The following is a 15,030-nucleotide window of genomic DNA, read 5'->3' as shown; positions in this document are numbered from 1 at the left end:
AAAATAATGCGATGCATTTCCGATCGTAAGAAGAACTCTGTCGGCCAGTTTCTCTGCGCTGTAAGCAGGTCCTCCCGTTATGATCGATCCCGCGTAGCTGTGGGTGTGGCTGGCTGCCGCCGCGCCGATGCCCGCTGCCGTCAGGGTCTTGGCACCCACCACGCTGCCGTTCACATACAGCACCTGCCCGGTGGAAAAGCCGCTCACCTGGGTGTTCTTGCTCACCAGGTTGGGGCCTGCCGGGCCGGTGGGGCCGGTGGCTCCCTGCGGCCCCTGTGGTCCGGTGGGGCCGGTGGCGCCGTCCCGGCCGTCCTGCCCGGGGTCGCCTTTGTCGCCTTTTTCACCCTTGTCGCCCTTGGGCAGCACCAGATTCAGCACACCCTCGCTTCCGGTCTGGGCGATGCTGGCCGAAGCGGTGCTGCCGCTGGTCACACTGCCGATGCGCAGGGTCTTGATCGCTCCGTTCCAGGCGGTGAGCATGGCATCGGTGATCTTGTCCAGCACGGTTTTGTTGGTGTGGCTGTGGCGGGCGGCGGTGTTGGCAGACACGGTTGCTTTGGTGGCGGACAGACCCTCCGCCAGCGCCTTGCCCTTGTCGCCCGCATAGGCGGTGGAGGCGGTTTCGCCCAGGGCCAGGCTCTTGCTGATCTCCACATAGGCGGTGCCGCTCCAGCGCCAGGTGAGATTGGTATCCAGCGCCACATAGATCTTGCCCGCCTCACCGGTGGCCGGGAAGGCGCCCTTGCCGGCGTATTCCAGCACATCGTCCACAAAGCTGGGCAGCTGGCTGGCAGGCACCTTGCCGCCGGAGTCCAGGGTGGCCACGCCCCCGGCCTTGCCCATCTCGCTGCGCTTGACCTGGGCGTCGTTGGTCACATTGCCCAGACCCACCTGGCTTTTGGTCACCCCGTGGGGGTTATCCAGCGCCAGAAGATGCCCGCTCAGGCTGCGCAGCGCCCTTGCCAGCTTGCCGAAGGCGGTGGACAGCTTCTCACCGCTGGCCAGCAGCTCCAGGCTGGCGGCCTCGGTGTAGGTAGGCGTCTGGTCGTTGGTGGTCAGGTTGGGCACGTTGCCAAGCCCAACCTGCGCCTTGGTCACGGCGTGGGGATTGGCCTTGCTGGCCGCGTGGGCATCAAAATCCTCCCGCAGACTGTCGGCCGCGGCCTTGTGCGCGTCCAGCGTCTGCTTTGCCGCCGCCAGGGTAATGGCCGGGCTGTCGTTCCAGGCATCCGCGCCCTTCACCCCGGCGATCTGCTGGCCGATCAGAGTCAGCAGCGCCTGCAGCTTGTTGCTCACCCCGCCCACGGTGCGCAGACCGATTTTTTCATCGGTCACGCTGCCGTCCGGGTGGGCCAGCACCGAGGCCGCGGCGTGGGCGTTCAGCTCGGTGCGGCTGGCCTTCAGATCGTCCAGCTCGGCATCCTTGTTTGCCTGCTGCTTCAGCTCCCGGTCAATGACCTCCATGTCGTAGGTCAGATCGTCGATGTCCGCCGGGTCGTTTCGTTCCGCCAGCCGCTCCGGCAGGCGCAGCTGATAATTCTGGCTTTTTCTCATGCTTCGTTCCCCCGTTTCAAGATCATTTCTCCCTTCAATCCGCCGCCGGTGTAGGTGAGCTGATTTTTCAGCACCTGGGCCGGGGCGGCCGTTTCCCATTGGGTGTCCAGCAGGACCCGGTCGGCGGGGTCCAGCTCCGGGTTGCCCCGGGTGGAGCAGGTGTAGGTGCTGCGGCGCAAAAGATGCTCCCGCACCCAGGCTGCCACCGCCAGCGCCCGGTCCAGCTCGGTGATGAGCGGATTGTCCAGCGTTTCCGCGGTGCCGTTCTCGTCCGCGTCGGGCACCGGGGCCACCGCGTTCTGGCAGCTGGTCTCCAGCTTTTTGCCGCTCACGATCAGGGTGGCCGTGCCGCTGCCCTCCAGCACCAGGTCGCCCGCGGCGGCATACAGTGCCTGGCTGGTCACCTGAGCGCCCTCGCATTCCACCCGGATATCCGCCGCCTGGTTCCAGGTCAGGTGCAGCGTCAGCTGGCCGTCCACCTGGTAGGTTCCCTTGTGCAGCTGGCTCTCCTTTTCCGTCGGGGTGTACACGGTGGCCGGGCATTCCACCCGCAAGAGGCTCGCGGTCTTTTCCACCTTGGGCGCGCTTTCCAGCATGGCCGAAAGCCCGATGCACACCCCGGTCTGGCTGCTCTCATCCGGCTGGATGCGGATCACGCCCTCCCGGTCGGCATACAAAAGGCAGCAGGCCGCGTGAGCGATCAGCTGCAGGCATTCCCGGTGCTGCTTTGCCGGCAGCGGCGCGGTGGTGGTGATCTGCTTCAAGCCCTCCCACAGGGCCCAGGGCTGCTCGTCCTGCCTGCGGCGGGGCAGGTCCGCGTCCTCCAGCACCGCGGTGGCCAGCTCCCACAGGCTGTGGGGCGCGCCGTCCCACACGCCCTTGTAATAGGTACCGTCCAGAAGGCTCAGCGCGTCGGTGGCGGAGAATTTTGCATACAGCCCCTCCACCGTGGGCTGACCGGTCAGATAAAACCGCCCGCCGGGCATCCATTCCACAAAGCCGCCCTGGTACAGCTCCCGCCAGCCGGTGGGGAGCAGGTCATCCCATTCCATGGCCGCCGCGTCGCCCCAGTGCATCCCGCCGGTGAGCTGCTGGCCGTAGCGCACCGTGATGGGGTTGCGCTGCTCAAAATACTTCCAGATGCCCTGGGGGTTGTCCGGGTCATAGAGGCCGTTCTGGCTACCGGTGAGCAGGTTCACGTTCACCGCCGAGAAGCTGAACTCCCCGGTGGGCAGCCTGCGGCCGATGGGGTCCACCTCCATGGTCTGGGCCGCCTCGGTCAGCTCGGCCTGACCGAACACCAGCTCCATGCCGAACATCAGCCGGGTCAGCCGCGCCCGGCGAAAGGGCTGGCTGGTGGCCTCGAAGCGGATCTCCAGCCGGTCGAACCGGTCGATCTGCACCGTCTCCCGGTGCTCCACCGCCGTGGGCTGCACCTGCCGCTGCACCAGCTGCACTTCCCCCTTCCAGGCGGTCACGGTCAGCGCGGTGCACCATTCCTCCGCCACCTGGTCGAACCGGAAGCTCAGCGCCGGAACGCTCACCGGCGTTTCAAATTCCAGCGCCAGCACCGGCGGAGCCGCAAACCGGCCGTCCGCCCCGCTCATCGCCTCGCTCACATAGCCCTCGGTCAGCAGTGCGCCGCCGGGCTCGTCCGCAATGCGCAGAGTGCCGTCCGCCTTCCAGCGCCCCGGCTCGAAGGTGGCGTAGCTGCGCTTTTGCGCGCCGTCCTGGGTGAGGGCGCTTTCCACACTGGACCAGTAGGCCTGCCCCTCGCTTTTGTCCGCCGCGCCGGGGGCCGCGTCCTCGTCCACCACGCTCAGGGTCACGGCCAGCTTTGCCGCGCCCAGCACCGGCTTTGTCATCTCCTGCCGGTAGGCATCGCTCACCTTTTGCATCAGATCACCCCGCAATCCACCACGCTGAAGCTGGCATCCTCGTAGTATTCCGGCATTCCGGTGGCCGCGTCCACGTTCACCGGGCTGCAGGTCACATCGCTGAGGTAAAACATCCGCGTTTCCCACCGGCCCAGGTTATGGCTGAAATAGTGGCAATAAAAAGTGAAGTGACCGTCCTCAAACCAGCGGTTCATCTCCCACCACAGCTCGGGGCTGATGGTCTGCCAGCCCAGCTCCTGCTTATCCACGCTGCGGCCCACCATCCGGCCCACCATGGTGCCCTGGGCGTTGCGGGCCGAATCCACCATGCGGCTGGTAGTAAAAGGCGCCTTGCCCTGGGTGGGGTAAGGCGCCGCAATGGCATAATTGCTCCGGTCGGTCTGGGGCGTGGCCCCCAGATAGATAAAGCCCTTGTTTTCCTTCAAATCAATAGGCATTTGCGAACGCACCTCCAATCTTTACGCCCCGGTTTGCCTCGATCTTCGCCATGGCGCGGTACAGCACCTGGCCGTCCAGCTTGACCTCGATGGGCTGATTTGCAACCAGCTCCCGCGCGCCGCCGCTGCTCACCGCCTGGGCCAGCTGCAAGATCGCCGCCAGCACCGGGCCGTTCTGCTCGGCCATCAATTCCCGCAGGCGGCTTTCCGGCGCGGCGATCTCCGGGTTCGTGGCCGCACCCGCGTACTCGCCCATCATGGCCAGCACCGGCTGGCGGATCACACCGCCCCTTGCCAGCATGGGGATCTGGGGCGCGCTCACGGTGGGGATGTCGAACCCGAAGGTCATGCCGCCGATCTCCGGCACCCAATCGGGAATCGCGAAACTGATGCCGTTTAACAACCGGATCACGGTGTTCACGCCCTCCACTGCTCCGCGGATCATGCCGTTCACAAAGCCGATGATGGAATTCACCGCTCCGCGCACACCGCCCGCGATGCCGTCCCACAGGTTGAGCAGAATATCCTTGAATTCGGTCCACCTACTGGTCAGCGGGTCGATCACAAGCCGCTGCATCCAGCCGCACAGCGTACCCCAGAGGGCCTGCAGCTTACTCAACGCCAGCTGGGCCAGATTCTGCACGGTCTGCCAGAACATGCTGAACCGCGCGGCGAGCGGCTGCACCACGACCGTATTGAACCACTCGCAGGCCGCCGCCCATACTTCCTGAAGGAACTGCAGCGCGGCTGTGCCCGCCTGCTTCACCTGATCCCAGTGGGTGATCAGCAGCGCGATAATGGCAATCAGCGCCGCAATTCCCGCAATGGTCAGCGTGACCGGCGAGGTGAGGAACGCCACCGCCGCACCCAGGGCTGTGGCTCCCGCAGTGGCCACCAGGCTGATCACGTTCCACACCGCAAGGGCGGTGTTCACCAGTACCCAGGCCGCCGCAAAGGAGCCCACCAGCGTCACGATCAGCTGCACCATCTCCATGTTCTCGCTGATCCAGGCGGAGAACAGGGTCAGACCGTTCACGATGCCCTCAATCACGCTCACCACAACGCCGCCGGTCCATTCGGCCAGGGGCTGCAAAAAGCTTTCCCATAAGAACTGGGCGAAGGGCTGGAACGCCTCCACAATGGGGTTCAGTGCCTGCATCGCCGCGCTCAGCAGATCGAAAAACGCCGGGGCAACGCTTTGGATGGCCCAGCCGCTCAGGGGCAGAAGTACGTTCTGCCAGGCCCAGGCAAGGCCGCCCATGGCCAGCTGGACCACCGGTCCGATGGCCGATGCCAGACCGGCGAAGCTGCCCGCCAGACCGGAAAGGTCCAGCCCCTGCATCCATGTGCCGGTGGCCTGCCCCAGCTTGGAGAACAGGCCAAGGATGCCGTCCAGCCCGGCGGTGAGCGGCGTAAGCAGACCGCTCAGGTCCACGCCGGAAAGCGCTTCACCGATTCCTCCCATCACTCCGTTCAGCAGCGGGGTCACCGTCTGAACCAGACTGCCGATCATCTGGACAAAGGAGTTGACAAATGGTGCCGCAGCCTGCGCCACATTCGCGATCGATTGTGCGAAGGTATCCACCAGCGGCAGCACCGCCTCGGCAATCGGAGCGAACGCGCCCTGCAGACTGGTCTGTACGCTTTTCAAAGAAGCCTTCAGGGCTTCGTTTTCCTTGAGCATACCGGCAAGTCCACCGCCCAGCATACCAAGCGCACCGGTCACCAGCGGCCCGCCGATGGCGGCAATACCCTTGCCCAGACCGCTCATTCCGCTTTGCAGCTTTTTCATTGACTGCTCAGCCCTCACCGCCCACTGGTTCAGCTTTTCCTTGCTTTCATCAATCGCATCTTTCTGCTTCTCCAGCGCCTTCGTTTGCAGCTCGGTAGCTTTCTGCGCCTCCTGAGAAAATTTTTTCTCCATTCCCATTGCTTCCCGCTGCGCATCAAAGCTGCTTTTATAAGCGTCTTTTAGTGTTTCCACTAATTTTTTCTGTTGTTCTAAAAGCTTATTTTCCAACTTAATGTCAGCAATATTTATCAAAAATGTCACCTCACATTCTTGCTCTATAGCGTTACTACATCACGATATTTCTTCCATTGATTTTCACGACCTGTATGCTATACTAATTATTAAACAAGTACTTTAGGAGGCCGCTTCATGGAACTGATTGATGCTTTGAATGAGACCTATGAGCTTCGTCGAAAAAACTTCATGTTCAAGCTTACTGGTGCACTTTACCGTCCTTTCCGTCAAGAGTATGATGCTTGTCTTTCAATGTTCCTTCCAAGCGAAAGCATCACATTTGCCTGCCGTATGGCTGCAAGCTTTTATCCGGCTGGTTTCGCTAGCTACAGATATAATCCAAGCGACGAAGTCTATGGCACCCTCATGGTAAGCAATGCGCGCATTTTCTTCTGCCGCTATTCTGATAAACGCTCCTTTTCTTATGAAATCTCCGCAGACGACATCACAGATGTATACTACGATACCGACCCAAAAGAAGCATATCTACGTGTAAACGGCCGGAACATCGTTTTTGTGATTCACGATGAACTGGCAGTTGTGGAGCGTCTGAAAAAAGCAGTCGACGAGCTTCGCTATGCACAACCCGAGCCGGAAGCCGCTGCCCCCATCCAGACCAATCCCGCCGAGAACATGGACCAGATCACAGAAGCCATCAAGAATCTGAAAAGCCTGCTTGACCTTGGCGCCATCACCCAGGAAGAATTCGACGCCAAGAAAAAGCAGCTGCTGGGTTTGTGACTATCACCCGCCCTTCGTTTTCCGCCCCCTTTGTTCCAAAGGGGGCTTTTTCTTTTTACGCCGCCGCGCCCATAGGCATCATCTCCTTTCGCCTTATCCTGGCCGGCCCCTTCATTGAAATTCCATTTTCGCTATGCTATACTGTTTCCAAAACAGTAAGGAGGTTTTTCCATGACACTGGAGCAAGCATTTGAAGAATCACTTAACGTAATCTCTACTGGTCTTTTCAGCAAAGTAAAGCGGGCTTTTGCTGAACCTCTCCCTCGGGATATCCGTGCAATCAAATCCTCTTTGCTGGAAAACGAAGATGTTTTATTTGCCTCCAGAACCAACTTAAGCGACTCGCATGATAAGGTCAGTGGTCTTTGGGGAATTTTGATCATTACCAATCTACGTGTTTTGTACTATTACGGGCCTAACAAAGACAATTGGACCTTAGATCAGATTCCGGTGGATACCATTGAATCCATTGAATTTACCCGCTCCTACAACACATCGCATTTAAGTGTTTACGGAAAATCCTCCATCTTCCATCTTAACAGCGACCGGCATGTTTTAATGGAAAAAGCCCGCGACCTTATCAATCAGATGATTTACGACAAATCGCAAAATTCCGAATCCTCGGAATCCGAATCTTCGGTATCTGATAATATGGCTCAGGCCGCAGAAGCCTTAAAAAGCCTGAAAGAACTGCTCGACTCCGGCATCATCACCCGGGAAGAATTCGACGCCAAGAAAAAGCAGCTGCTGGGCTTGTAACCATCACCCTCCCTTCGTTTTCCGCCCCCCTTTGTTCCAAAGGGGGCTTTTTCTTTTTACGCCGCCGCGCCCATAGGCATCATCTCCTTTCGCCTTATCCTGCCGACCTCTCCCATCCCTTTTTCTGTGTGTTTCTTTTCGTGCTTTTTTGTCAGCCGAACGGCATTCGCGAAGGGTTTGACCACCGGTCCGATGGCCGATGCCAGACCGGCGAAGCTGCCCGCCAGACCGGAAAGGTCCAGCCCCTGCATCCATGTGCCGGTGGCCTGCCCCAGCTTGGAGAACAGGCCAAGGATGCCGTCCAGCCCGGCGGTGAGCGGCGTAAGCAGACCGCTCAGGTCCACGCCGCCAAGCATTCCCGCAACGACCTTGCTAACACTGCCCAGTACATTGCTCAGCAGCGGAGCCACCGTTTGGGCCAGACCGCTGATGGTCTGGGCGAAGGTATCCACCAGCGGCAGCACCGCCTCGGTAATCGGAGCGAACGCACCCTGCAGGCTGGACTTCACGCTTTCCAGCGAAGCCTTCAGGGTTTCGTTTTCCTTGAGCATGGTGGCAAGCCCGCCGCCCAGCATACCAAGCGCACCGGTCACCAGCGGCCCGCCGATGGCGGAAATCGCACCGGTCACTGCTCCAACCTTACTTTTGATTTGCTGCAGAGATTCCGTTCCCTTTTTCATCATCTCTTCCAGCTTTTGTTTGTTTTTATCGACCACATCCGCTTGCTTTTTCAACGTTTCGGTTACCGCTTGTGTGGCTTTTTCCTGACTTTTTGTCCCATCTGTCACCCCCTTGAGTTCGCCTTTTTGCGTTTTATAGGTTTCTTTAACTTGATACTGTAATGCTTGAAATCTCTCCTTGAGTTCTTCAACCAACTTTTTTTGCTCCCGAAGCAGTATGTTACTGCTCTTTGCCTCGCTTTCTGCCGACATAATCACTCACCTTCTTTAAATTTTTAAATATCCCTGCTTTTTATCAAATCGACTATCCTGTTTACACACATTATGGTATAATAAATACCAAATCCATAAAGAGAGGGGACTTATACGTGACCTTTGAAGAAGCTCTGGAAAAAACGATAGATTGCGTTCGGGGAAAATCTATATTTTCCAAACTGAATACCGCCGTGCTTGTTCCCGCCGACTGGCACGTCGATGCTGTGAAACGAGCACTGCTTCCCAACGAAGATATTCTGTTTGTTCTTTACTATTTGGTTTCCGTAGCTAGCTTAGGCACACAATTAAACGGTGTTTTCGTAATTACCGATCAACGGGTATTCGTTTGTGACGGTAACCCCGAACACTCTGCATTTGTGCAAATCCCCATCTCCTCCATCGAATCCGCTACTCTTACCGGAGATAAGCGTTACGCCGATTTAACGATCTCCAGCCATAATGAATTGTTTGCGGTTGGTCATAAAACTGCAATTATCAGTCTGGCAAAAGAAGCCATTGATACTGCCATTTACAACCAGTCGCAAAAAGCTGCTTCTGCAGAAACGCAGCCTTCTTCTAACGAAACTGATACCATCCAGGCCTTAAAATCTTATAAAGAACTTCTCGACGCTGGCGTTATCACCCAGGAAGAATTTGAAAAAAAGAAGGCCCAACTGCTGAATTTATAAATCCCCTCCCTTCGTTTTCCGCCCCCTTTGTTCCAAAGGGGGCTTTTTCTTTTACGCCGCCGCGCCCATAGGCATCATCTCCTTTCGCCTTATCCTGGTCTCTCATTTTTTAATTCTTATCAATGCGTTTCTGCTTCGTATATGATATACTGAATTCAATACAAGCACTTTGAGGAGGGCTTCTTGTGGAACTGATTGATTTCTTGAACGAAACTTGTGATCTCCGCCGTAAAAGCTTGGCATTCAAACTCATGCAGACAAACTATCGGCCTTTGCCAAATGCTTACGACGCATGTGTCCCCTTGCTTCTTCCAGATGAAAAAATAAAAACCGCAGTATACATGCCCGTTAATGTTTGCCCTGCTGGGCGTATTGCTTATCCATACTCTGCCGGTTCAGGGCAGCGTGGAATATTGGTTGTAAGCAATTGTCGAATTCTTTTTTCCAAGTATTACGATGGAAACCACTCTTTTTATGAAATCTCCGCAGACGACATCACAGATGTGTACTACGATACCGACCCCAAAGAAGCATATCTGCGCGTAAACGGGCGGAATGTTGTTTTTGTAGTTCACGATGAACTACTGGTTGTGGAGCGGCTGAAAAAAGCCGTTGACGAGCTTCGCTATGCACAACCTGAGCCGGAAGCCGCTGCCCCCATCCAGACCAATCCCGCCGAGAACATGGACCAGATCACAGAAGCCATCAAGAATCTGAAAAGCCTGCTTGACCTTGGCGCCATCACCCAGGAAGAATTCGACGCCAAGAAAAAGCAGCTGCTGGGCTTGAACTAAGGGAGGAAAGATTATGACTTTAGAAGAAGCCTTGAGCGAATCTCTCGAACTGAAAGGCGGCAATTTCATTACCTCGGCTTTCCGCAAATGGTCGTTGGATTGGTCAAAATATGCGGTTATAAAACTAAACGAAAAGTTTCTCGACAACGAAAACATCCTTTTTGCTATCGATATTTCAATGACGAACAAACATTTTGACAATACCTCCGGTTTTTTCGTCATTACAAACATTCGCGTTCTTTTTTATTACACAGATGGCACTATTGAGAGACTGGATGTACTGCCATTAAATGCGATACAAACCCTTGAACTTGGCGGTTCTGACATCTGGTCCCATTTGCATATTGTTGGACTGACTGACACCTTCCACATTCAAGACAAGCCTGTTGTAATTTCCAGAATTCGCGATATTCTTGACGATCTTGTCTATTCCTCAAAAGCATCTCCCATCAACGAAAACTCCTCTAACGAAACTGATACCATCCAGGCCTTAAAATCTTACAAAGAACTTCTCGACGCTGGCGTTATCACCCAGGAAGAATTTGAAAAAAAGAAGGCCCAACTGCTCGGGATCTGAACGATTTTCCCCTCCCCCTTTCGCCTGTTTTGCCGCTCCCCGCTTTTTTGCGGGGAGCGGCTTTTTTCTGCCTTTCGTCAGCTGCCGAACGCCTTTGCCATCATCTGCTCCAGATCGTCCATCTGGCGGCGCAGCTGCTCGCCGGTGAAGGCTTTGGCCGCCTTTCGGGCCCGGAACGCTGCCCACTCGCTGCGCATTTTCCGCTGCTGTGGGGTGAATTTTTCCAGCATTTTTCGGTCCCGCTCGCTGCGCACCGCCACCACCCGGCCCAGAGGGGTGTCGTCCATCAGGCCGCTCACCAGCTTGCTCCACTCCGGCCAGCTCATCTCCCCCTGCAAATGGGGCAGCACCCCATATTGCTTGGCGATGCTCTGCTCGATCAGCAGCGCGTCAAATTCCAGATCATACCACTCAGGCCCGGGCGCTGTGCTTTGCCTGCTGAAATCGCTGCTCCATCTCCTGCTCCTCCTCGCCGGTCATGGCCGCCATCACCAGCTCGAACAGCTTCTGATAGGCGGGAAAGGGCAGATCCATCTTGTCGATCTCCGCAAAGGCTTTCTCGCCCAGGGCCAGCTTCAGGGTCTGGTCCATCTGCTCGCTCACCTGGCTGCCGTCCATCTGGTCGGTGTTGATCTGCATCAGCTTGCGCACGGTTTTCTGCCGGTTGTCCACCGGGTACAGCTTGTCCTTTACCCGGATCTCCGGGGCGTCGGTGAGCAGCTTTTCGTCCAGGGTATACAGTTTTGCCATTTGTTTTACACTCCTTTTTCAATCAGTGCCCGGGGGCAGATGGCCCCCGGGCGTTTTCGGTTTTCCTCGGGCTGTCGGTCAGCCTTCCAGTGCAGGGGTGAAGGTGGGCTTGCCGTCGCTCATCACTTCCACCTCCAGAATGGCCACATCGCGGCTCTCGCCGCCGCCGGGGTTGGTCACGTTCAGCACGCAGTCGAAGGCCAGCTTTGCGCCGCTGGGGAACTCCCACTCAAACTTGCTGGCGCAGCCGTCGCCGGTGGCCCAGGCGCTCTGGGCAACGTAATCGTTGCCCGCATCGCCCAGGCAGCGCTTGCCGGTAAGGGTAATGGTCAGTGCTTTGCCGGTCACCATTCGGCGCAGCCAACCCATGGCTGACTCGGAATAGGGCGGCGCTGCCCACGGACTGGCGATTTTGTGCAACTGACTGCGTCAAAACGGCTCGACAACCACCAAGGGTGCCTTCGCCGTTTTTCCTTGCATTTGCAGCAAAATCGCCGGGCCGTGGGTGCTTTGCAGTTTTGGCGCCGGGGTTTGGATGCAGAGGCCATTGAAGCGGGCGCGCGGAATACTTGGTGTATTTCCAAGCCCGCTGCGATGTGCCTATGCGCCAAACCCCTAAGCCAAAACCAGTGCCGCCCTATTCCGAGTCAGCCCATCTCCATCGGGCTCCACTCCACGGTGTTGCCGTCGATGCTCACCTCAAAGGTTTCCAGCTCGGCAATGGCGACCATATCGCCCTCTTCGCTTGCACGGCCCTCGGTGCCCACCTTAAACTTGTTTTCGTATACGGGATAAACGCCGGTATTCATAGCCATAATTCAGTTCTCCTTTTTTGTGTAATTGTTGTTTTGTTCGATTGATTTTTGTTCGGTCCTGCTTCGCCCCCGCCGGGGCCTGCCCCTCCATAGTCACCACCTCCTTTCCTGCATCCTGGTCAATAGGCCTCGGCGAAGGCGCCGCCGATGCGCGCGCCCCGGTTGGCCTCGATCTTCGCCATGGCGCGGTACAGCACCTGGCCGTCCAGCTTCACCTCAATGGGCTGGCTCACATACAACTGAGCCGCACCCGCGCCGCCCAGCACGTCCGCCACCGCCTGGCGGATGGTCTCCAGCGGGGCCTCCACGTTGGTGCCCCGCCGCTGGTCGCCCACCACTGCCAGGAATGGCCGGTTGGCGGGCAGCACCGCGCCCTTTGCCAGCCGGGGAATCTGGTATTCCGGCACCCGGGGCAGGTTCACGCCAAAGCGCTGGCCGCCGTAGTCCGGCACCCAGGAGGGGATCTCCACCCCGATGCCGTTCAGCCGGTCGATCACCGCGTTCATGCCGCCGGTCAGCGCCCGCAGCATGGCGTTCACCAGGTCGATGATGCCGTTCACCCCCTGCTTTGCCACGCCGACCATGGTGTCCCACACGCTTTCAAAGATGTTGCTCAGGCCATGCCAGGCCCGGTCCCAGTCGCCGGTGAATACACCGCTCACGAACTCGCACAGCCCGCGCAGCACGCCGGCAATGCCGTCCGCCACCTTGGCGATGGTCCCCAGCCCGTTGAAGAAGCTGTCCACAACGTACTGCACTGCCGCAGCCACCACCGGCGCAAAAAGATCGGTGATGTTCTGCAAAAGCGGCAGAAGGGCATCGGTCCACAACATGGCGATCAGCTCCATCACCGCGCCGAACAAAAGGGTCAGGTTTTCCCACAAAGGGGCCAGATGCTCCTCCCACAGCTCCTGCAGCCGGGTCATCAGCTCATCCAACACCGGGCGGATCAGCTCGTAATAGAGCGTCTGCACCCAGTTCCGCAGCTGCTCAAAGCCCTGGGCCAGCCGGTCCAGAATGGGCTGGCCGTACACCGCCCAGGCCTCGCTCACCGCGGCCAGCATATCCTGCACCACCTGCTGCAAAAAGCCCAGCAGCGGCATCAGATAATTCTGGATGGCGTCGCCCACCAGCTGGCAGCCCAGCGAGAAGTTCTGGGCGAACTGCTCCAGAAAAAGCTCGCCCACCGCGCCCACGACGGGGGCGAAGGTCTCGGAAAAGGCGTTCACGATATTGGGGATGAACTCCCCCAGAAGATATTCCCCCAGCGGACGCAGGGCGGTGTCCCACAATTCCAGGGCGCTGTCCCGGATGAGAGCCCAGGCGCTCTGGGCGGCCCGGGCCAGCTGGCCGAAGGCCTTGCTCCAGGCCGCGATGCTGGGGGCGAACAGCCGGTTCACTTCGTCCAGCACCGGGCGAAGCAGGTTCACAAGGCCGATCCATTTTTTCTGCACCTCGTCCACCTCTTCGCCCGCCGTGCCGCCGCTGCCGCCGGAAGAGGAACCGCCCCCGCTGCTCGCCTGCTGCTGCACCAGATTCAGCTCGTCGATGCCCAGCACCGTGCGGGCCACCGCCTTGGCGGCGGCCTTGGTGCTCTTGGTCAGGGTCTGCTGGCCCTTGGCGGCATCCCGGCTGCTTTTGGCCAGCGCCTCGGCCGGAGCTGCCTCGTCACCGAACAGCAGCCAGCGCACCCCCTCGGCCACCTTGCGCAGCCCCTCGGCAAAGCCCGCCAGCACCTGGCCCAGCCCGCCCAGCTGCCCCTGCATCACCTGCAGCAGCTGCCCGGCGCTGGATGCGGCCTCGTCCTGCGCGGCCTTCACCTGCTGCCAGGCCAGCCGCAGCGCGGCGGACTGATCCAGCCCCAATTTTCGGTAATCCGCCGCCAGCTTCATCACGGTACTGCGGGTGTCCCGCTCGGCCTGCCTGGCGTCGCCCACCAGCAGGTCCAGCCAGGTCGTTTGCTTGTCCATTCGTTTCCCTCCTTTCTCAATCGTTCAGCAGCCGGTTCAGCCGCTCCCGCTCGGCCAGCTCCTCGGGGGTGTAGCGGGGCTTCAGGTCCACCCGGGCCCGGTTGCGCTGATAAAATTCCCGCTCCCAGCCCTCCAGCTTTTTGCCCCGGCGCAGCTTGTCCCGAATGGCCACCACGGCGGACAGCTGCCCCTCCCCGATGGCCCCGAACCAGGCCAGAAAAGTCCACCAGTGCACGAAGGGCAGCGCCCGGATCTCGCACCCGGCCGCCTTGTTCACATCCGCCACGATCAGGGGCAGATCCTGCTGCCAGTCCAGCAGCCGGGGACCGGCGGGGCCGCTGTCCTCCTCGCCGCCCGCCAGAAACCGGAGCATGGCCTCCATAGCCTGCCCGCGCAGCGCCGGGGGAAGGACGGCAAAATTCCGGTAAAACACCCCCATGGCCAGAAAGGCCCGCGCCTCGGGCGGCTCGGCGGCATCGTCCAGCAGGCGGATGACCTCCAGCACCTCCCGGAAGTCCGCCCGGATGGGCTCGCTGCGCCCGGCGATCTCCAGCGCCTCGGGCAGGTCCCAGCCGGTCACCGGGCCGCCTCCCGCCTTGCGGCCTCCCGGGCATCCGCGGCGGCGGCAAGGGCTTCGGCCTTCGCGCTCAGAAAGGCCTCGGCCCCGGCCTGCACCTGGGGCTGCAGCGCCGCGAACAGATTGGTCACCACCCGCTCGCCGTTGGCGGCCACTGCCATCAGGTTTACGCCGCCCAGCAGCCGGTCGAAGTCATTTTCCTCGCCGAACACCCAGGCCAGCACCTCCTTCACCGACCGGTCAGCCTTTGCCAGCAGCTCCAGCGCCTTCTGGCCGGTGGCCTGGGCCGCGCGGCCCTCCTCGGCCATTTCCTGTTCAATGGCGGCGATTCGGTCCGCCGCCTGCAAAAACCGGCTGTACACGTTGGGGTCGCTGGGGTTGAAGCGCAGCACCCCGCCGCCGTTGATCCGATATTCCCGCACGCCGGTGTCGATGTTCAATTCCTGCATTCTCATTCCTCCTGATTCAAAAAAGCGCCCGGGCCGAGGGTTCCGGCCCGGGCGGAGTG

17 protein-coding genes are annotated in these 15,030 nt (G+C 59.3%); 5 read left to right on the top strand and 12 right to left on the bottom strand.

The features are described 5' to 3' along the window. From B5F28_RS15140 to B5F28_RS09110, 4 genes are all read right to left on the bottom strand, one after another. Positions 1-1,554: collagen-like triple helix repeat-containing protein (locus tag B5F28_RS15140; protein ID WP_087295437.1), on the bottom strand; the 1,554-nt coding region annotated here is incomplete at its 3' end. Further along, positions 1,551-3,452 (bottom strand): hypothetical protein, encoded by a 1,902-nt coding sequence (locus tag B5F28_RS09120; protein WP_087295435.1) that lies wholly within the window; start codon positions 3,450-3,452, stop codon positions 1,551-1,553. The genes B5F28_RS09120 and B5F28_RS15140, both read right to left, overlap by 4 nt. After that, positions 3,452-3,889 carry a hypothetical protein gene (locus B5F28_RS09115; RefSeq protein WP_247643452.1) on the bottom strand — a complete coding sequence of 146 codons (438 nt, stop codon included), beginning with the start codon at positions 3,887-3,889 and terminating at the stop codon, positions 3,452-3,454. The genes B5F28_RS09120 and B5F28_RS09115 overlap by 1 nt, the downstream gene beginning before the upstream one ends. Then, positions 3,879-5,813 (bottom strand): phage tail protein, encoded by a 1,935-nt coding sequence (locus B5F28_RS09110; RefSeq protein WP_087295433.1) that lies wholly within the window; start codon positions 5,811-5,813, stop codon positions 3,879-3,881. Before B5F28_RS09110 ends, B5F28_RS09115 begins: the two co-directional genes overlap by 11 nt. Before the next feature lie 237 nt (positions 5,814-6,050). Here B5F28_RS09110 and B5F28_RS14900 point away from each other — a divergent pair, with 237 nt between their 5' ends. Continuing rightward, on the top strand, positions 6,051-6,656 hold the full coding sequence (locus B5F28_RS14900) for an SHOCT domain-containing protein (protein ID WP_247643451.1): 606 nt from the start codon (positions 6,051-6,053) through the stop codon (positions 6,654-6,656). A gap of 171 nt (positions 6,657-6,827) precedes the next feature. Continuing rightward, positions 6,828-7,415, top strand: coding sequence for an SHOCT domain-containing protein (locus tag B5F28_RS14895; RefSeq protein ID WP_206423067.1), 588 nt, complete (start codon positions 6,828-6,830; stop codon positions 7,413-7,415). 56 nt (positions 7,416-7,471) lie between these two features. Here B5F28_RS14895 and B5F28_RS09095 read toward each other — a convergent pair whose 3' ends face one another. Then, positions 7,472-8,347, bottom strand: coding sequence for a hypothetical protein (locus tag B5F28_RS09095; RefSeq protein WP_087295431.1), 876 nt, complete (start codon positions 8,345-8,347; stop codon positions 7,472-7,474). Positions 8,348-8,463: 116 nt separating this feature from the next. On the opposite strand from B5F28_RS09095, the gene B5F28_RS09090 reads away from it, so the two are divergent. The 3 genes from B5F28_RS09090 (at position 8,464) to B5F28_RS09080 (ending at position 10,410) form a co-directional block, all read left to right on the top strand. Beyond that, a complete protein-coding gene (locus B5F28_RS09090; RefSeq protein WP_087295428.1) occupies positions 8,464-9,039 on the top strand; it encodes an SHOCT domain-containing protein in 576 nt (191 codons plus the stop codon). Positions 9,040-9,224: 185 nt separating this feature from the next. Continuing rightward, on the top strand, positions 9,225-9,833 hold the full coding sequence (locus B5F28_RS15135) for an SHOCT domain-containing protein (RefSeq protein ID WP_247643450.1): 609 nt from the start codon (positions 9,225-9,227) through the stop codon (positions 9,831-9,833). Between the two features lie 13 nt (positions 9,834-9,846). After that, positions 9,847-10,410 (top strand): SHOCT domain-containing protein, encoded by a 564-nt coding sequence (locus B5F28_RS09080; protein WP_087295426.1) that lies wholly within the window; start codon positions 9,847-9,849, stop codon positions 10,408-10,410. A gap of 77 nt (positions 10,411-10,487) precedes the next feature. Here B5F28_RS09080 and B5F28_RS09075 read toward each other — a convergent pair whose 3' ends face one another. The 7 genes from B5F28_RS09075 to B5F28_RS09050 form a co-directional block, all read right to left on the bottom strand. Further along, positions 10,488-10,778 (bottom strand): Gp15 family bacteriophage protein, encoded by a 291-nt coding sequence (locus tag B5F28_RS09075; RefSeq protein ID WP_247643453.1) that lies wholly within the window; start codon positions 10,776-10,778, stop codon positions 10,488-10,490. A gap of 43 nt (positions 10,779-10,821) precedes the next feature. Then, entirely contained in the window at positions 10,822-11,160 is a 339-nt protein-coding gene (locus B5F28_RS09070) for a hypothetical protein (RefSeq protein ID WP_087295421.1), read from the bottom strand. Positions 11,161-11,238: 78 nt separating this feature from the next. Then, positions 11,239-11,529, bottom strand: coding sequence for a phage tail tube protein (locus B5F28_RS09065; RefSeq protein WP_143424723.1), 291 nt, complete (start codon positions 11,527-11,529; stop codon positions 11,239-11,241). Between the two features lie 278 nt (positions 11,530-11,807). Then, complete coding sequence (locus tag B5F28_RS14740) at positions 11,808-11,975, bottom strand: phage tail tube protein (protein WP_158097560.1); 168 nt, start codon at positions 11,973-11,975, stop codon at positions 11,808-11,810. 119 nt (positions 11,976-12,094) lie between these two features. Beyond that, the gene (locus B5F28_RS09060; RefSeq protein WP_087295417.1) at positions 12,095-13,945 is read right to left on the bottom strand and encodes a phage tail protein; all 1,851 of its coding nucleotides are present in this window, start codon (positions 13,943-13,945) and stop codon (positions 12,095-12,097) included. Positions 13,946-13,961: 16 nt separating this feature from the next. Continuing rightward, entirely contained in the window at positions 13,962-14,525 is a 564-nt protein-coding gene (locus B5F28_RS09055) for a Gp15 family bacteriophage protein (RefSeq protein ID WP_087295415.1), read from the bottom strand. Next, entirely contained in the window at positions 14,522-14,971 is a 450-nt protein-coding gene (locus B5F28_RS09050; protein ID WP_087295413.1) for a hypothetical protein, read from the bottom strand. Before B5F28_RS09050 ends, B5F28_RS09055 begins: the two co-directional genes overlap by 4 nt. Positions 14,972-15,030: the final 59 nt, after the last annotated feature.

It is taken from the genome of Gemmiger sp. An194, from assembly GCF_002160145.1.
GTDB lineage: Bacteria > Bacillota > Clostridia > Oscillospirales > Ruminococcaceae > Allofournierella.
Note: the sequence above shows the minus strand (reverse complement) of the source record. Positions and strands in the feature narration are given on the sequence as shown.

Excerpts from the sequence above, each read along its gene's own strand:
- B5F28_RS09115 (WP_247643452.1), bottom strand. The coding sequence starts at position 3,889 with ATGCCTATTGATTTGAAGGAAAACAAGGGCTTTATCTATCTGGGGGCC.
- B5F28_RS09060 (WP_087295417.1), bottom strand. The coding sequence starts at position 13,945 with ATGGACAAGCAAACGACCTGGCTGGACCTGCTGGTGGGCGACGCCAGG.
- B5F28_RS09050 (WP_087295413.1), bottom strand. The coding sequence starts at position 14,971 with ATGCAGGAATTGAACATCGACACCGGCGTGCGGGAATATCGGATCAAC.
- B5F28_RS14895 (WP_206423067.1), top strand. The coding sequence starts at position 6,828 with ATGACACTGGAGCAAGCATTTGAAGAATCACTTAACGTAATCTCTACT.
- B5F28_RS09110 (WP_087295433.1), bottom strand. The coding sequence starts at position 5,813 with ATGGAGAAAAAATTTTCTCAGGAGGCGCAGAAAGCTACCGAGCTGCAA.
- B5F28_RS09120 (WP_087295435.1), bottom strand. The coding sequence starts at position 3,452 with ATGCAAAAGGTGAGCGATGCCTACCGGCAGGAGATGACAAAGCCGGTG.
- B5F28_RS14900 (WP_247643451.1), top strand. The coding sequence starts at position 6,051 with ATGGAACTGATTGATGCTTTGAATGAGACCTATGAGCTTCGTCGAAAA.
- B5F28_RS09065 (WP_143424723.1), bottom strand. The coding sequence starts at position 11,529 with ATGGGTTGGCTGCGCCGAATGGTGACCGGCAAAGCACTGACCATTACC.
- B5F28_RS09070 (WP_087295421.1), bottom strand. The coding sequence starts at position 11,160 with ATGGCAAAACTGTATACCCTGGACGAAAAGCTGCTCACCGACGCCCCG.
- B5F28_RS09095 (WP_087295431.1), bottom strand. The coding sequence starts at position 8,347 with ATGTCGGCAGAAAGCGAGGCAAAGAGCAGTAACATACTGCTTCGGGAG.
- B5F28_RS14740 (WP_158097560.1), bottom strand. The coding sequence starts at position 11,975 with ATGGCTATGAATACCGGCGTTTATCCCGTATACGAAAACAAGTTTAAG.
- B5F28_RS09080 (WP_087295426.1), top strand. The coding sequence starts at position 9,847 with ATGACTTTAGAAGAAGCCTTGAGCGAATCTCTCGAACTGAAAGGCGGC.